This is a genomic window from Proteiniborus sp. MB09-C3, assembly GCF_030263895.1.
Lineage (GTDB): Bacteria > Bacillota > Clostridia > Tissierellales > Proteiniboraceae > Proteiniborus.
The window spans coordinates 560,661-577,877 of the sequence record NZ_CP127161.1 but is presented as its reverse complement, the minus strand read 5'-3'; the positions used below and the strand labels follow the sequence as shown (position 1 = coordinate 577,877).

Genomic DNA, 17,217 nt, shown 5'->3' with positions numbered 1-17,217 from the left:
TGCAGCATAGGTCAAACGCAACGAGCACCAACCCTGTTGTAGGTTTATGATAGGAGTGTCCGTTAGGACCAAATTTATGAAGGGTAGCGAACAAGTAAATTTGTGTTGCGAGACTGTCTAACCTTTAATATTTGACTTTACCTTCCACTTTATTATAATGCTAAGCTTACTATCGCATAGCTCTACAAAGATTTTATGCCCCATCTGCTCAACTAATTGTTTTGTTATAGCAAGGCCAAGCCCTGTGCTTTTTCTACTCCTTGTCCGATCAACTGTAAAAAAACGTTCAAATAGATGACTTGCATCCTCCTCGCTTAGGTCAGGTGCATCATTTGTAAAAGTTGTTACAACATAGTCCTTATGATTTTTTAGAGATATAGAAACAAAACTATTTCCATATTTTAATGCATTCTGTATAAGATTTGAGAAGATTCTTCTTACTGCATTTTCGTCAGCAATAACTAAATACGCTTTTTCATCCACATTAATGACAGGCTCTATGTTGTTGCTTGAGAAATCCTTATAGAAGGAAGCCATTAGGTCATATAATATATTCTTTAAGTTCAATGAGCTAAGCTCAAATTTGTATTCCTTAGCTTCAAGTCTTGATAAATCATAAAAACTAGATATTAGAGTTTGTAATGATTTCGCTCTTCTTTTAATTATATCAGTATATTCTTTCTTCTCATTGCTAGATAGGCTGTCATCCTCTATAAGCTGTATATATCCCATTATAGATGTAAGAGGAGTTCTTAAATCATGGGACATATTTGCAATAGCCTGCCTAAGCTCCATATCCATCCTTTTATGTTCAATTTCTGATTTCTGTTTTTCCTCTAAGGTCTTATTTATCTCTATAGCTAACTTTTCTATTGCTTTATTTGGTGAATAAATCAATATTTTTGAATTGGTATCAGTTCCATTAATATTATCTAGTTGATACGTTATGCCTTTAATCTCTTTCATCGATAAAAAATAAAGGATGGCAAATATACCTGCTATAGCTATAATAAAAATAATTATTAAAATTTCCATAAAATCCACCATCCTTTTTTTAATTATTTGAAATTATATTAGATATCCTCTTAGCTCTTGTTTTCTTGTTTTGTACCAATAGCATAAATAACAATACCAGCAAAAATCAAAATAATTCCAATAGTAACATTTATAGTCATATATTTATACCATCTTTATTTAACTTCTTTTTTGCTGAAATACAGAATGCTTAAAATTGTAAACACTACCGTATATATAGCTCCTATTAGAATTGCAGAAATCAAACTATCTGTTGATATAGCCTGAACACTGTTATCAGCTGTTATAGTTAGAGCACTTAAGTTTTTTATCTGTGTCATAATTAGTATATTGTAAATATACATAATTTTATCAGAAACAAGGGCGGAAAGAAACTTTAGTATAGATCCAGTCAAAGAAAACATAAAAGCATATATAAACGCAAATATAGTATTATTACTAAAAATAAAGCCCATTAAGGTTGCCACTGATATAGCGCCAATCCATAATGGAATCGCTGCCAATAATCTCAGCAAAAAGTCTTTAAATAAGGCTAGAGAAACTCCCTCTACCCCAAACAATATCACTCCACTGCCTAAATAGAAAGTTAAAATAATAATAGCTGCTATGAAAGAAAGAATAACAGTTACTATGATTTTTGATAAGACGATTTTTCTTCTAGGAATACCAAATGACACTACATTTTTCAAAGTCAAATTCTTTATTTCCTCTCCTATTACCATGTCAATTATTATACCGACTAAAAAAACTGGCAAAGTAAGCGCTCCAATCCCCATTTGCAATAGCATAGGTAGATTTGCAGAATCAAGAGACTTCATTAGTATATTGAACACCAATGCTAGAATAGATATTATCCCTGCAAAATTCCAAAAATATAGTCGATTAAAATTTCTGTAAAGCTCTGCTCTTATATAGTTAAGCATTATGGACACCTCCAATCAAATCGATAAAATAGTTTTCTAAATTTGCACCAATCTGATTAATTGAAGATACCATAACTCCATCATTTATAAGGGCTTTTGTAACTAACTCTGGAGTATCTACATAGTCATACAATCTTATTTCATTATTGCTAAGAACCTGATATTTGCTACTATTTAGCTGGTTTTCTATTATCACTGTAGCTTTTCCAGTATCGTCTACCTTAATTGACAAGCAACTCTTACACTTTTCTTCTAGTTCCTTTGATGATATTTGTTCTACAAGCTCCCCTTTATGAATAAAACCGTAAACTGTTGCAATCTGAGAAAGTTCTCCTAATATGTGGCTCGAAATGATTATTGTTATATTTCTTTCTCTATTAAGCTTTAATAATAATTCTCTAAATTCCACAATTCCAGTTGGATCCAGTCCATTTATGGGCTCATCTAAAATAAGTATATCTGGATTTCCCATTATTGCAAATCCTAGTCCTAAGCGTTGCTTCATTCCAAGAGAAAAGTTTTTAAACTTCTTCCTTCCTGTATCCTCAAGTCCTACAGTTTTAAGAACATCGTCTACACATTTTTCCTCTACAATTCCTTTTTGTATTCTATAGTACTCAAGATTTTTCCTTGCAGATAAGTATGGAAAGAAGTTTGGGGTTTCAATTATACAGCCTGTTCTCATTCTTGCTTTGTTTAGCCCATCCTTAGATGTTTCATGAAACATCTCTATTTCTCCATTCGATGCCATTGTAAGTCCACTTATAGTTCTAAGCAAGGTTGTTTTGCCCGCTCCATTTTTACCTACAAGTCCATATATATCTCCTTGCTTTACATCCATATTGACATTGTTCACAGCAATATGGTTATTGTATTTCTTGGTAATGTTTTTCGTCTTCAATACTGTTTCAACCACTTATAAGTCAGCCTCCTTTTTCTTGTATGATTATATATTAAAGCATAATCTACAAGATACCATAAAGAAAAACTTAAGAAAGTCTTAAGTTTATTCCCCCATCTTAAATCCAATTCCCCATACTGTTTTGATATATTCTGTATCTGGGGCTACCTTGGCTAGCTTTGACCTAAGGTTGCTTATGTGCACATTTACCGTATTATCATCACCTAGAAATTCTTCCTTCCAAACGCCTTCAAATAAATTAGCCTTTGTAAAAACCTTATTAGGATAAGACATCATTAATTCTAATATGGCAAATTCTCTCGCTGTTAAAGTAATCTTCTGACCTTTTACCTTTACTTCTACTGTCTCAAGATCTAAGGTCAAATCCTTATATCTCAAAATACTTTGCTTTTCAGCCACATTAGAAAATACCATATATCGTCTTAGCTGAGCCTCAACTCTTGCTAAGACCTCATTGATATCAAAAGGCTTTGAAATAAAATCATCAGCTCCAAGCTTTAATACTTCTATTTTTGTATCCTGTCCTAGCTTTGCAGAGATGACTATAATAGGCATTGTTTTAATTTTTCTTATCTGTGAAACTATTTCTTCTCCTGATATGGCAGGTAGCATTAAATCCAGTAGAACAAGCTGAAAATCATATTGTTCTAGACACATCTTAGCTTCGGAGCCTGAAAAGGCCCCTCTTACACTATAGCCTTGCTTGCTTAATATTTTACATAGTAAATTATTTATATCCGAGTCATCTTCTACTACTAATATTTTTATATTTTCGTTCATATTAAAAATCACCACTTTATTTTTACATTTTTTATAATATCAAAAGCATACGACAATTATATTATACATAATATCTTATCATTATATAATTTGAATATATAATAACATAAAATAAGGCTCCATTCTAAAAAGATTTTTTATCCTCTGAATAAAGCCTTAAAATTTCTAGTTCCTATATACATCTTTATTTTTCATAAAATTTTATAGATTTATCCTTTTTTATTTTCTCTATCCATATCATTTTATTTAGCCCAATATTAATAATAAATTGTGATTTTTTATATACTAAAGGGGTAAAATACTGTAATCTATTAATAAGATTTATTTTTACTTTAATTATACTTTTAAAAGTCGGTGATGAAAATGGATAGGTACTATATAAATACGGTAAAAGAATTGAATCAGTGGAAGAAAAAAATTATAAAAAAGCCATCTATAATAGATAAGGCATCTAAAGGAGTCCAAAATAAAATTAATAATGTGCTACCTGATAAATACCATGAAATTCTCACTTCTGCTATAAAAAACATGGTTAAAATTGTATTGTCAGGCTCCCAATTCATAACTAAAAAATCTTATCCTTTCTCTATGTCTCTTGAGGAAAGAGAAAAGCTGGTTAAAGAAAAAATAGATTTTTATAAAAGAACTGCTATGCTAGAAGGTGCTGGCACTGGAGCTGGCGGTTTTTTAATGGCTCTTGCTGATTTTCCATTGCTTCTGAGTATAAAGATAAAATTTTTATATGATATTGCAGCCATTTATGGCTTTGATATTACAGATTATAAAGAAAGACTATATATACTTAAGATATTTCAGCTTGCTTTTTCTAGTCAATCCGTAGTAAATAAGATATTCTATGAGATAGAAAACTGGGAAGAATACTCTAAAGCTCTTCCGAGTAATATAAATCTTTTTGATTGGAGAGAATTTCAGCAGGAATATAGGGACTATATAGATATAGCAAAGCTATTGCAGATTGTACCAGGGATAGGTGCAATTGTAGGTGCTTATACTAACTCCAAGCTTTTGGAAAAGCTTGGAGTTACTGCTATGAATGCGTATAGAATGAGAGTGATAAAATAATAATAGAGAGCTAAAAAGCTCTCTATTATTATTTATTCAAATGTAACAATTGATTCCGGACGTTTAATTCGCAGTAGAACAGTCTCTAGTATTCTAAGCACATGGTTAAGCTTTTCGGGCCCAATATATCCTGTTACCAAGTCTTGGCCAATAACCAGATCCATATTTTCCATTCCTTTTTCCAGGAGAACTGCTTTATTGCTTCCTAGAATTGGTGTCTGATAAACCTTTCCATCTATTAGCTCTCTAATCCTTTCAAGCTCCAACTTTCCTGTGCCTGGTTGTATTCTTTGCAGTTGAGCATATAAGTCAGGACTTAGTACAAGAGCATATGGTCCATAAAAACCTTTTTCCACAAGCTTTTCAAGGCCTGCTACGATATCAGAAAATGCGTTTTCCCCTTCATTCCAATTATTCTTTTGTATAGTCTGTCTTCCATCCACATTCATTAAGCCCTTATATCCCCATTCCTCATTACCAAAGAATACAATCTGATCTTCTTTGTGGGCACATACTGCAGCTGTAATAGAGATAGGAGCAAGATCTAATGGCAGACCAGTTTGTTTGCTATTTTCTAAATCCCTCCATGATATAAATGCGTCCTTAAATATCATAGGTATTTCAACATATCTACGGTTTTGAACCTTGACTAACTCTGTATCTTCTTCTCCATTAGAGCTGACTACACTGTCATTATCTGCACTTATTAAATCAACATTTATGCTTTGTATGCCTGAGCCTAGGGGGCCAAAAATTGGTATGAACTTCCTTCCTACTAATTGCTCTCTTGCCTTTTTAACAACAGTTTCATCTATCTTTTCCCATAACTCATCTGAAAAAGGAGCATCTCCTCTTAATAAAAAATCCATTTATTTCCCTCCTCACTAATCTAAAAGGCTTCCAACTGTTTTAATATTGCTTACCCCTGTGTCAAGCTCTGCCTCCACAATACCCAAGTCCTCAAGCATCTCTCTTACCTCTTCTTCTCCTTCTGCAAAAAGCTCACCTTCACGTGGATCTAGTATCCTGAGCAATGCCATCAACTCTCCAATGTGGGCTTTTTCCTCATCCCTAATATCTGCAAGTACTCTTTTTGCAATTGGATTATCAGTAGCTTGAACATGGGCATCATAAATATATATTGCCTCTAATTCACCGGCTATATCCAAACGTATTGCTTGTATCAATTCTTCCTTCGTAATTTTTCTCTCTACATTTGCACTAAATGGGTTACCAAAACTAGGCATAAAAACACGCTCCTTCGTTAATTATTTGCTTTTATATTCTTACCCTACAACTAAAAAAATAATCATTTTTTTACAAAATGTATATGAATTACCACATAGTTTAATTCCCAAAATTCAAAAAGACAGGTTCATTGATTTGAATAACCAACTTACCTGTCTTCATAATTTAAAGTTTCTGCTAATACATTCAGCGCTAATTAAGCTTTAGACTCAGCAGTTTTAAGCCTTTTGTCTCCGGATTCCTTTTAAGCATAACTATATACCAAGTAGATAGCACTATACCCTTAAATATGCTTGATATGCTTATTGCCCACCATACTCCATTGAGACCAAGACTCGTTGAGGAAAGTATAAGGGCGGCTGGTATTCTGAGCCCATTAAACAATATGCCTACAATTGATGGCGGAATAGTTTTTCCTAGTCCATTAAAAGCACCTGCTGTAGTCGATTCGATACACATAAATAGCTGTGAAAGTCCTAATATTCTAAGATATACAATCCCATATCTAATAGATTCTTCCTCTGGAATAAATATAGAAAACAGCGGTCTTGCAGCAAAAATTAAAAGTCCAGTAGTAAATATTCCTATTATAGACATTATTGTAATACCAACAAAATACCCTCTAAAAACCCTCGGCCACTTTTTAGCACCATAATTTTGCCCAACAAAAGCACTCATTGCAGTCTGGAATCCTCCTGCCGTCATCCAAGATACGGCTTCTATCTGAGAGCCTACCTTTTGTACTGCGATTGGTATAGGTCCCCACTGTGCAATAATCCTTGCAATAACCATCGCAAATATGGTAAACAATCCACTTTGAAGAGATACAGGAAGTCCTAATTTAACTATTTTCCTTATATGTGTCATATCAGGGCATCTTAGAAGATTTAATCCTGAAAAAAGCTCTGTTTTCCTTGTCCTCGTGATAAATATAATAGTTACAGTGGCCTGAGCTATTACCGTTGCTATAGCAGCACCTGCAACCTCTAATCTTGGAAAAGGCCCTATGCCTAAAATCAATAAAGGGTCCAAAATTATATTTACTATAAGGCCCACTGTATTTATAATGAAAGGTGTTTTACTCTCTCCATATCCATTAAATATTGCTGTAAAAACAGGATTTATAAAATAAAATACTAATCCGCAGGATATGATTACAAGATATGTGATAGCATTGTTTATAATATCTTCTTCTCCAAGGTTAAAAAATCCTATTAAGGGCTTTCTAAATGTTATAAGTATAAATGCATAAAATATTGCAAGACAAATAATTATCTGAATGCTATGCTTTACATAAACCTTTGCTTCATCCATATCTTCCTTGCCTATTGACTGAGCTACTCCAACCTCTGCTCCTATTTTAGGAATGAGGATAAATGCCATTGCTAGCCAAGTAAAAAAGCCTGCAGTTCCAACTGCTGCAACAGCTCTAGACCCTACTCTGCCAACCCAAATCATATCTGTCATGTTGTATGCAATTTGAACAAAAGATGTTCCCATAATTGGAATAGCGAGTTTAAATAGTGCTTCTAATATATTCCCTTCCGTTAAGTTGTTTGTCTTAGTCATACTTTTATCTGCTCCTTCTCTAAGATCACGTTAAATCAAGATTACAGATTTGAGTAAATAAACTCATCTGTCCCTCTTTTTCTTCTATGATTATTGATTAAGGTCTATTTTGACAGGTTTATCTATGATGATGCCGTTCTCCGATACAATTGAATCATATGCAAATATCTCTACCCCGTTTTCACTTGCTAATTTAACTGCTTCTGAGAAAACTTTATCCATTTGCCAGTTTAGTCTGAACACATTAGGTCCTTTCATCTGAATCAAAAAAAATAGTGCTCCCCTATAGCCTTCTTTGACTGCCTCTATCATTTCCAGTACATGCTTTGCACCTCTTTCAGTAGGTGCATCAGGGAACATAGAAATATGATTGTTTTCCAAGGTAACGCCTTTCACTTCAATAAAGCCTTTTTGATTTTTTGATTCATAGTAAATATCATATCTTGAATTGCCAAAGGTTACTTCTCTCTTTAAATATGATATATTCTCAATCACCTTAACTTTACCTTCTCTGAGCGCTTCAAATACTACAGCATTAGGTACCTGAGAATCCATATTTACTAGCATATCTCCCTTCCATACAGCAATGAGTGAGTATCTGGTCTTTCTGCTTGGATTATGAGAGCAATCCTCTAATATAACCTTAACTCCTGGTATCAGCAATTCTCTACATCTACCTGTATTTTTTACATGTACTGTTTCTTCTTTTCCATCTATCAATACCTGTGCTATAAATCTGTTAGGTCTTTTTAGGAAAATACCCTCTACTGTTTTAGTATATTTCATTTGACTTCTCCTCAGTTTTTAATAAATCAGAGATCCTTCTATGATTCTTAGAATGACAAAAAAGTGCTTTGCCAGTGGACGCTACCTGCCTCTTTGACATGTCTATAATTAAAATCTTTTTCTATAGCCACACTTTCTGCATAACTCCTCAACTGCTTCTCTTCTTGAAAAGCCGTTTACGATGTCTTTAGCCCTGTCGGTTTCTATTATCTCTGAAAAACATGTTTCATTTATATTTCCTAGATTGATTACTCCCTCTCCATCAAGACAACAGGGTACTACAGTTCCATTTACTAATATAGCTGCTTGGCTTCTGAGTCCATAGCAGAAACCTTCACTCTCGTCTTCTGGTTCCTTTAAGTCCGGCCACTTAAACTCGTAGTCTTGGTTTAGATATACTCTATCCGCTATTTTAATTCCCCTACTTGGGATAATTATTTCTTCAATTCTGTAATTTAAGTTGAAGCTCTTTTCTATTACCTCAAGTAACTGACGATTCCTTTTTCTTTTTATATTTGTCTTATTGTCTTTATCTAGATTCCATAGTCTTAAGGATATTAATGTATCACTTTTATCAACTGCTTCTTTTGTGAATGAAATAATATTGTTGATATATTCGTCTTTATTTTGAGGCCCATCATTTCCATCAAAGCTATGAAGTGAAAAGTTAACCTGCCTAAGGGCTGGCTTTAAAAATATTTTATCTTTGGCTTTATTTATCAGAGTTCCATTTGTTGTAATGTTGACCTTGAAGCCTTTTTCATAGCTTAAATCTAAAAATCTATCTATTTCCGGATGAAGGAGTGGCTCTCCTTTTACATGAAAATATATATAATCAGTATATGGTTTTATTTGTTCTAATATATTGCTAAAGGTTTTTAGCTCCATGAATTCAGGCCGTCTCATGGTTTGAGGACAAAACCTACAGGAAAGGTTGCATACATTTGTAATCTCTATATAAATCCTTTTATATTTTTTCATATGTTCATACTCCAATGTATCATATCATTTTATTAATTTTGATAGCTCTTTAAATACTGGAGTGCCTGCTGCTTTTAATAGATCAAATAATATTGTCTCTGTGTTGACAATAGTAGCACCCATTTTATCCATGAGTAAAAGCCCATTTAGGTAATTTTCCTTTGTTCGTGAGCATACTCCATCTTCAGCTACAAAAACATAATAGCCATTGTCTAACAAATCCCTTACGGTTTGAAAAACACAAACATGGGTTTCCATTCCTGTAATTATTACTTTTTTTCTTCCTATATCATTAAGTGCTAATTTGATTTCCTCTATATATCCAGAAAAGGATACTTTTTCATAAAATAGTTCAGTATTTATATTGTCGCTTATTTCAGGTACTGTCTTTCCTAAACCCTTTGGATATTGCTCAGTACCTATAATAGGAATATTCAGTTTTTGTGCAATATTTATTAAAATATTAGTGTTATCAATGACCTTTTTCCCATGCTTCATTGCAGGAACCAGACGTTCCTGAATATCTATTATCATAAGTACTGCTTCATCTTGTCTCAATGTAAACTTATCCATATGAAAACACTCCTCTTATATTAATATTAGCTATATACCCTTTAAAGGATTCAAAACTCCCTTCCTTTATAATATCATTTTTTATGAATATTATCATGAATTCTGTTGCCGCCTACAGATGTATATTCATTATTTAAATGTACCAATTTTATAGTTTTGCTCGTCAATATAGATCATATTATACGTATATGTATATCCTCCGACCATAGCCTTTTCAAGCTTTAAGTTATTTCTGTTATCATTAAAAGTTATATACATATCAAAGAGCTTTTTCCCTCCTATCAATAAACCTTTTGCACCAGACACTGAAATATGCATATGATTTTTATCATTATCTATAGATTTTATAATGCATTTAAACTCATTTTCCTCTTGATATAATCGTCCGTCTTTAAATTGTAATGCATTTCCTCTTTGATCGATCCAATAGCCTTCTAAAGCTTCCTGTATCGATAACTTTTCTCTATTTTCTTTCTTAGCGTTTATTTTTTGTTCCTCATCTTTATCAATTAATTCTAGGTAATTCATATCTAAATAAATATTCTCAATCTGAGCTCCCAGATTATCCTTACTTTTGTAACAAGTGTTATTATAGAATATTACATCTTTAATTACAGTGAGTTTTCTAGGATCCTTATTTTCTTTAGAATAAATTGATACATCGATTTTATAATATTTAGCTGACTGCTTCTGTTTAATTTCTTTTAAATTTGATTTTTCAATTACAGATTTTAAATTGTTAATATCATCTAGCTTGGATATTTCTTTATATCTTTCTCCAATCTGTATTTTAATATAATCTATATTCTCTTTAAATATTAAATTAGTATAGCTCTCACATCCGATTAATATGGACCCGCATAAACATATAAATAAAAAGGTATATATAAGTCTTTTTGTCATGCTTTATCCTTCCTTCACTTAATTCTAGTTTGCTTGCATGAATGGAATTAGAGCTTAACACTAATATCAAAGTATATTTACTTTGTTGTTTACTCTTATATATTAACATAAATAAATGAGAAATTCGTTTCTTATTTATTATTCCTGTAAGGTAAAAACCGATTGCATATCAATCCCTATAAAAAATAGAGCCAAAATATCATCTGATATCTCGCTCTATTTTTATTATTACAAAACATATAGAAAGAACAGATTCATTGATTAAATCAATTTCTTTAATCAAAATGTCTGTCCTTATGTTAGTATATTGATACTCAGAATAGTTCAATATCTATAGCTACTAAATAATCAGGGATTTAAATGTCTCAAAATTTTATCTGTCTCTTCATCAGTTAAATCATATCGATAAAATTCCTTATAGAAGTACTTTAATTCTTCTAACATATCTATATTAGAAAATTTCTCTGGATATAACTCCTTTGCCATCCACATGAGCATTAATATCTTCTGTTGTCCTGAATCCCAGAAAAATACACCTGTTGGAGAAATATATATATTATCATTTTTTATTGCTTTGATATTCTGATATTGCTCATCATCTAGCATCTCATCGATAACTTCCTCTGCACTGGCATTACCTGAAGAACCTGCATGATCTACAAAAATATAATCAGGATTCCAGCTTAATAATTGTTCAATTGTAATTTCATTTTTAGAGCCACCTTCTATATCTTTATGAACACAATTACCTCCTGCAAGCTCGATTACTTCTACTATGTCAGAGCTCTTTCCTGCTGTCCATAGAATTTCTTGATTTGAAAAATAGACATCAGGTCTTTCTTCTTTAGGAATTTGAGAAGTAATATCAGTCACCATTTTTACCTTTTCATCAAAATATTCAGCATATTTTTTTGCTATTTCTACTGCTTCTCCTCCTAATATATCTGCATACAATGTTAATACATCTTTAGTGTCTTCAAATTTACCTGTAGATGCCATTGGAACAGCAACCATACCTGCTTTGTTGATAGAAGCAACTGCATTTGGATTAGGAAAATAAAATACGACTTGTGGTTCATATTTTAGCAAATCTTCAATATTTAAGCTAGAATGTGCATTCTCAATAACTACTACTGAATCTAACTTTTTATAAATCACATTAGACCAAGGCCAACCATTTTTATGAAAGTCTCCAGCAGCAACAATTTTATCCTCAGCATTAAGAATGTAGACTTTCTCATAAGATGGTCCAAATAGAGCAGCTACTCTTTCTACATTTACAGGTACTTCGATTTTCGTGCCATCAAGATTAGTTACTACTTTAGTTTTAGCTTCTAAGGGTTGCTCTTGTTTTTGTTCTAGATTTTCTGTTTTTTCTGGATTCACAGTATTTTGATTACTACAGCCACTAAATAATGCTACAAGCATAAAAACAGCTAATAATATGCTTATATGTCTCTTAAATTTATTCATTTTTTTCCTCTCCTTTGTTTTTTAAATGATTATACCTCTGTAAAAAACTTTCCCTTAGGATTTTTTAGGGAAAATATAGCTGCCATTTGCTCCAGTCAGTACACTATATTCACCATAAAAACCAACTTTCATGTCAGAAAATACATTAGCTGTCGGGATATAGACATGTGCCTGCGCAACTGTTCTTGCCCAATGAAGTGGATTAGCTGGATTCTCAGCCATCATATTAGTAAATGGATATGGTGTAAACGGCAAAATAGATAGGGATTCAGGCTCTAAATCCTTTAGAATCTGTAAGCCTTTGATCACATCCTCTTTTTCCTCACCAAGTCCAACTAGAAAACCACTCCAGACTTTTAATCCTAAGTCCTTCACATAGTGCAGCGTTTTTAATCTATCTTCTAATGTATCACCTCCTGGGCGAAATCGCTTATATATATTTTCATTGGGAGACTCTATCCCACATTGATAACCATCCATGCCTGCTGATTTTAGTATCTTCAAGCTCTCTTTATCAATAGCCCCAAATAATCCAAATACCTCCATATTAGTATTATTCTTTAAGGCCTCAATATAGTATGGATAATCATCAGGGACAGTATAGCCCATCCAACCGGATGCAGTAAATACACGATTAACCCCTATGCTTTCCATTAGCTTTCCTCGCTCTATTGCAGTTTCCAAGGAGCTTTTCTGTGAAAACTGATTGTTTCTCATTTTAAAGCTATCCCATTTGCAATGATTACAATGTGGCTGAGTCAGACATTCTCCTGTAATAACTACAGGCCCTGTATTGATTCTGGTTTTACCCAAGCCAATTTCCTGAGCTTTTAAAAAAAGCTCTTTATCTGGCATATTCATGATATCATTCAACATATACTTGTCCTCCTAATTTTCTGCTTAAAAATTCATATATTATAAAGCTTTGAACTGCTGCTTTAGCTATTGATTATGGGTACACAAACTTTTAGTTCTTCCTTGTTTTTTTCATCCATTATTGTGTTAATCTGCAACTCTATATTGTATATCTTATGTAGAAGCTCCTCTGTAACAACTTCGTCAGGTTTTCCTGACTTAAATTTATTCCCTCTACCCATTGCAAGGACTGTAGTAGAGACCATAAAAGCATGGTTTGGAAAATGAGATGTCATGATTACTCCTATATTTCTTTCTGCAAGCTTTTTTATATGCTTTAAAACCCTCACTTGATTACCAAAATCTAAATTTGAGGTAGGCTCATCCATTATAAGAATTTTAGGCTCTTGTACAAGTGCTCTTGCTATGAGTACTAATTGCCTTTCCCCACCGCTTATTTCTGTATAAATACTATCCTTCAAATATGAAATACCTAAAGATTCTATTATTTTCTCTGCAATATCAAAATCTTTTTTAGATGGTGACGAGAAGATTCCTAAATGTGCAGTCCTTCCCATTACTACCACATCTCTAACCTTATAAGGAAAAGGTGGAATATGAGCCTGAGGAACATATCCTATTGCTTTCGCAAATTCTTTTCGTGACCATTTAAATATATCTTGGCCATCTAGTAATATTTCTCCACCTTTTAATTTTAAAAAGCCTAATATGGTTTTAAAAAGCGTAGTTTTACCTACTCCATTTGGTCCTAATATACAAAGTATATCTCCTGCTTTTACACTAAATGATAAGTTTTCTATGATCGTTTTATCATGATAGCCACAAGTGGCATTTATTACTTCTAATTTCAATTCAATCCCTTCCTTGTTCTATACAATAGATAAATAAAAAAAGGAGCCCCTATCAAAGAGGTGAGTATACCAAGAGGTATCTCTATAGATGCTGCACCTCTAGCTATGTTATCAACTAGTAATAAATATGTGCTTCCTATAAGAGCTGAGGCAGGCAACAAGACCTTAAAGTCAGGTCCAACTATCATCCGTGCTATATGAGGAACTATAAGACCTACCCATCCTATCATTCCACATACGGCCACTGATGAAGCTGTTAAAAAAGTAGAGCAGATTATCACCAAAAACCTTAATTTCTTTGTGTCAATACCTAAAGACTTTGCCTCCTCTTCGCCAAAGGATAAAGTATTTAAATGCCATCTTATCAAAAATAAAGGCACAGTCCCTAGCAAAAAAGGTATTATAAGCAAGAATACATCTCTTCTACTTATAGACGATAAGCTTCCCATAAGCCAAAATGTTATAGCAGGTAGCTTATTATATGGATCTGCCATGTACTTTGATAACGATATAAATGATTGAAATATAGTACCTATTAAGATTCCTGCTAATATTAGAACAAACATAAAATTACTGCTTCGACCTATTTTTATACTTATAAAGTATGTTAAAAAAACCGCAATAATCCCGAATATAAATGCTGATATTTGTACCCCAACAGTATTATAAGAAAGCAATATAGCCAGTGCAGCCCCAAAACCTGCCCCTGCTGAAGTTCCTAGTATATCTGGAGAAACCATTGGATTTTTAAACATTCCTTGATATACCGTACCTGATATTGATAGTGCACTTCCTACAATCATGGCTGCTATAATCCTTGGTATCCTAACTTGAAATAAAACTGTCTCAATCACCTCAGGGTATTCTATATTTCTTTTTAGGGCTTTGGCTATTACTACTTCAAATATTTCATTAATAGTTACAGAGTATCTTCCAATCGTCATAGATAGCAAAAAGGCAATTATGGGTATTAATATTAGTATTAAAAACTTGAGATAATTATTAGAATTGCAGTTATCTGCCCTAGTTCGCACTTTGCTCCTCCTTGTAAATTCAAATTATATTTTTCACATTTAGATTTTAAAATAATTAAATTTATATTTTCACTTAAAATAAATGCTATAACATACAGTATTGAGCCAAACACACTTGTAATATCGTCCATGACACCGCTTACATAAGTAAAACAATCCTCTTATCTGTTTATGTTTTTTCTTTAATCGTTATGTTTTATTGAATATAACGATTTTGTTATTATACCACACTAAGTCATGACTTGTAAATCAAAACAATAAGACTTTGTAAATAGCTTCCAATAACATTTAATCCTCCCTTTGCTCTCATATAATATTCCCGTATCAAGTTTAACATGTCCAGCTGGGCCGCCTTCCGTTTCTTCTTTCACCTGTTTTTCAACAGCTACTCTTTCTGGTTTCCACTTCTCGCTGGGAGCTACTATGCAATAGCCTATTTCTTCACTGCCCTCTACAATCTTGAACCATTCATCTTCAAAATAGCCCTTTGCTTCTTAATTAAAAAAAGAAGATAGTCTTTACTATCCTCTCTAATAATTTTTAAAGCTTTTTATATATATAATTTTATAGAATTTTTACGCTATTATTTTAATAAGCAAATTAGGAAGGAGCATAGCAACTGCCATTCCATAAATTAAGTCAAGCCATGCCACAGAGCCAATAGCACATATTAAAATTATCCCAACTATTGGAGTCCCAAATATTTTAACTATAATAGGTGTTTCTTTTTTTCTTATAGATGCCCATATGCTTTTTGCATCTTGTACACTAGGAAAAGAATGCATAGCTATGGACACACCAAGCCAAATCAATACATATTCTAAAATATTCCCGCTCTTAAATTTAATAACTGGTATAGCAGCAGGCAGTGAAATTAATGCACCAATTACCGTATTTACTATAAAAGGCCCTACGCCTATTAGAATTTGCTGCTTCGCATTTTTAGGCTCTTCATGAACCACATAGCCTGATGGATTTCCAAACCTAAAATAGCAAATATCAAAGATTGCAATCCTAGATGTTTTGCAAAACAGTTGATGAGCAAGCTCATGAACTATTACTCCAGGAAAAGTTATTATTGATATTAAAAATCCTGGTATGATAAACATAATATTACACCTCGCTTATTTATCTCCATTGATATGTTCCGTTAAAAATTGATGTCAAAAATTCGGTTTCATATTCAGCATTTTTATCTACAAGAAGATTAAACATATTGTCTCTTTCACTTATCATATCGTTATAATGATAAGCTAGAGAGAGATTTGAAACAGCTTGATTGTTATCTTTGTCAAGTTTATATGCTTTTTCTGCCATTTCCAAAGCAACTTCGTCATTATTTCTCTTAAGCTCTATTTTGGATATAGTTATGTATGCTCCTGGATTTTCAGCATTCATGCTCAACACTTCTTTGCAGTATTCTAAAGCTTCATCGTATCTTTCTTGTTCCCTACATATTGCGGCAAGAAAAAAGTATGCAGAATGAAATTCAGGTTTAGAATTAATAACTTCTCTTATTAAAATTTCAGCATAATCAAACTCTCCAAACTCATATAGAGCATCTGCTAAATAATACTTTCCTGCAACATCTTCTGGATGTTCATTCACATAAGTTTCTAGCTGAGCTACAAGTTCTTCAGTATAATAGTCCTGCTCTGAACTATTCAATATTTTATTTAAGCCTTCATTGAGGAAATAAAATGTAGCTATATTATCCATAACAGTATCAATCCTGTCTATTAAGTCTTCTTCTGCCTCTTCCCCTATTATCATATCAATTGCATCTATTGCTTTATCAATTTTATCATTCTCATAATATGCAATACTAAGCTTAGCCAAAACAAGAGTTGAGTCAGGATACTTGTTTAAAACCCTTTCATACTCATTCATAGCAGTAATGTATTTTCTTTCATTTTCAGCCCTAGCCCCTCTTTCATAAGCAACACCTGCTTTCAGTAGAGCTGGAAACATTATAAGAGATAGAATAGTAACAATAAATATAATACCAAAGAAAGCTTTTATCCATAGTGGTATTGGACGATTTGATAATTTGTCCCTACACTCGCTACACAAAGGTGCTTTATACTCAGGTTCTACTACTGAACTACTGCAATTCAAACATGCAACTATCTCATCAGCATCGTTTGCTTTTTCGATATCCTCTGTCATAATTTTGTCCT

Annotated in this window: 18 protein-coding genes; 1 reads left to right on the top strand and 17 read right to left on the bottom strand. The window is 32.7% G+C overall.

Features of this window, described 5'->3' with window-relative positions; all coding sequences use genetic code 11:
* Positions 1–117: 117 nt before the first annotated feature.
* The 4 genes from QO263_RS02765 to QO263_RS02750 all read right to left on the bottom strand — a co-directional run bounded on the left by QO263_RS02765 (position 118) and on the right by QO263_RS02750 (position 3,660).
* Positions 118–1,035, bottom strand: coding sequence for a sensor histidine kinase (locus tag QO263_RS02765; protein ID WP_285626186.1), 918 nt, complete (start codon positions 1,033–1,035; stop codon positions 118–120).
* A gap of 155 nt (positions 1,036–1,190) precedes the next feature.
* Complete coding sequence (locus QO263_RS02760; protein ID WP_285626183.1) at positions 1,191–1,958, bottom strand: ABC transporter permease; 768 nt, start codon at positions 1,956–1,958, stop codon at positions 1,191–1,193.
* Positions 1,951–2,874: an ATP-binding cassette domain-containing protein gene (locus tag QO263_RS02755; protein WP_285626180.1), complete on the bottom strand. Its 924-nt coding sequence runs from the start codon at positions 2,872–2,874 to the stop codon at positions 1,951–1,953. The genes QO263_RS02760 and QO263_RS02755 overlap by 8 nt, the downstream gene beginning before the upstream one ends.
* A 90-nt stretch (positions 2,875–2,964) precedes the next feature.
* Positions 2,965–3,660 (bottom strand): response regulator transcription factor, encoded by a 696-nt coding sequence (locus QO263_RS02750; RefSeq protein ID WP_285626178.1) that lies wholly within the window; start codon positions 3,658–3,660, stop codon positions 2,965–2,967.
* 363 nt (positions 3,661–4,023) lie between these two features.
* Here QO263_RS02750 and QO263_RS02745 point away from each other — a divergent pair, with 363 nt between their 5' ends.
* Positions 4,024–4,743: an EcsC family protein gene (locus QO263_RS02745; RefSeq protein ID WP_285626175.1), complete on the top strand. Its 720-nt coding sequence runs from the start codon at positions 4,024–4,026 to the stop codon at positions 4,741–4,743.
* 32 nt (positions 4,744–4,775) lie between these two features.
* Here QO263_RS02745 and QO263_RS02740 read toward each other — a convergent pair whose 3' ends face one another.
* The 13 genes from QO263_RS02740 to QO263_RS02680 form a co-directional block, all read right to left on the bottom strand.
* A complete protein-coding gene (locus QO263_RS02740; RefSeq protein WP_285626174.1) occupies positions 4,776–5,612 on the bottom strand; it encodes a family 1 encapsulin nanocompartment shell protein in 837 nt (278 codons plus the stop codon).
* A gap of 15 nt (positions 5,613–5,627) precedes the next feature.
* On the bottom strand, positions 5,628–5,990 hold the full coding sequence (locus QO263_RS02735) for a demethoxyubiquinone hydroxylase family protein (protein WP_285626173.1): 363 nt from the start codon (positions 5,988–5,990) through the stop codon (positions 5,628–5,630).
* 193 nt (positions 5,991–6,183) lie between these two features.
* A complete protein-coding gene (locus tag QO263_RS02730; protein ID WP_285626172.1) occupies positions 6,184–7,560 on the bottom strand; it encodes an MATE family efflux transporter in 1,377 nt (458 codons plus the stop codon).
* A 90-nt stretch (positions 7,561–7,650) separates the two neighbouring features.
* The gene (gene sfsA, locus QO263_RS02725) at positions 7,651–8,346 is read right to left on the bottom strand and encodes a DNA/RNA nuclease SfsA (protein ID WP_285626170.1); all 696 of its coding nucleotides are present in this window, start codon (positions 8,344–8,346) and stop codon (positions 7,651–7,653) included.
* Positions 8,347–8,454: 108 nt separating this feature from the next.
* Positions 8,455–9,327 (bottom strand): radical SAM/SPASM domain-containing protein, encoded by an 873-nt coding sequence (locus QO263_RS02720; protein WP_285626166.1) that lies wholly within the window; start codon positions 9,325–9,327, stop codon positions 8,455–8,457.
* Positions 9,328–9,351: 24 nt separating this feature from the next.
* Complete coding sequence (locus QO263_RS02715) at positions 9,352–9,900, bottom strand: isochorismatase family protein (RefSeq protein WP_285626163.1); 549 nt, start codon at positions 9,898–9,900, stop codon at positions 9,352–9,354.
* Between the two features lie 129 nt (positions 9,901–10,029).
* Positions 10,030–10,803, bottom strand: coding sequence for a hypothetical protein (locus QO263_RS02710; protein ID WP_285626160.1), 774 nt, complete (start codon positions 10,801–10,803; stop codon positions 10,030–10,032).
* Positions 10,804–11,151: 348 nt separating this feature from the next.
* On the bottom strand, positions 11,152–12,276 hold the full coding sequence (locus QO263_RS02705; protein ID WP_285626159.1) for an ABC transporter substrate-binding protein: 1,125 nt from the start codon (positions 12,274–12,276) through the stop codon (positions 11,152–11,154).
* 54 nt (positions 12,277–12,330) lie between these two features.
* A complete protein-coding gene (locus QO263_RS02700) occupies positions 12,331–13,152 on the bottom strand; it encodes a radical SAM protein (RefSeq protein WP_285626156.1) in 822 nt (273 codons plus the stop codon).
* Between the two features lie 62 nt (positions 13,153–13,214).
* Positions 13,215–14,003 (bottom strand): ABC transporter ATP-binding protein, encoded by a 789-nt coding sequence (locus QO263_RS02695; protein ID WP_285626154.1) that lies wholly within the window; start codon positions 14,001–14,003, stop codon positions 13,215–13,217.
* The gene (locus QO263_RS02690) at positions 14,000–15,037 is read right to left on the bottom strand and encodes a FecCD family ABC transporter permease (protein WP_285626152.1); all 1,038 of its coding nucleotides are present in this window, start codon (positions 15,035–15,037) and stop codon (positions 14,000–14,002) included. Before QO263_RS02690 ends, QO263_RS02695 begins: the two co-directional genes overlap by 4 nt.
* 575 nt (positions 15,038–15,612) lie before the next feature.
* Positions 15,613–16,146: a metalloprotease family protein gene (locus QO263_RS02685; protein ID WP_285626149.1), complete on the bottom strand. Its 534-nt coding sequence runs from the start codon at positions 16,144–16,146 to the stop codon at positions 15,613–15,615.
* A gap of 19 nt (positions 16,147–16,165) precedes the next feature.
* Positions 16,166–17,206, bottom strand: a complete 1,041-nt coding sequence (locus QO263_RS02680; RefSeq protein ID WP_285626146.1) for a tetratricopeptide repeat protein — start codon at positions 17,204–17,206, stop codon at positions 16,166–16,168.
* Between the last annotated feature and the right edge of the window lie 11 nt (positions 17,207–17,217).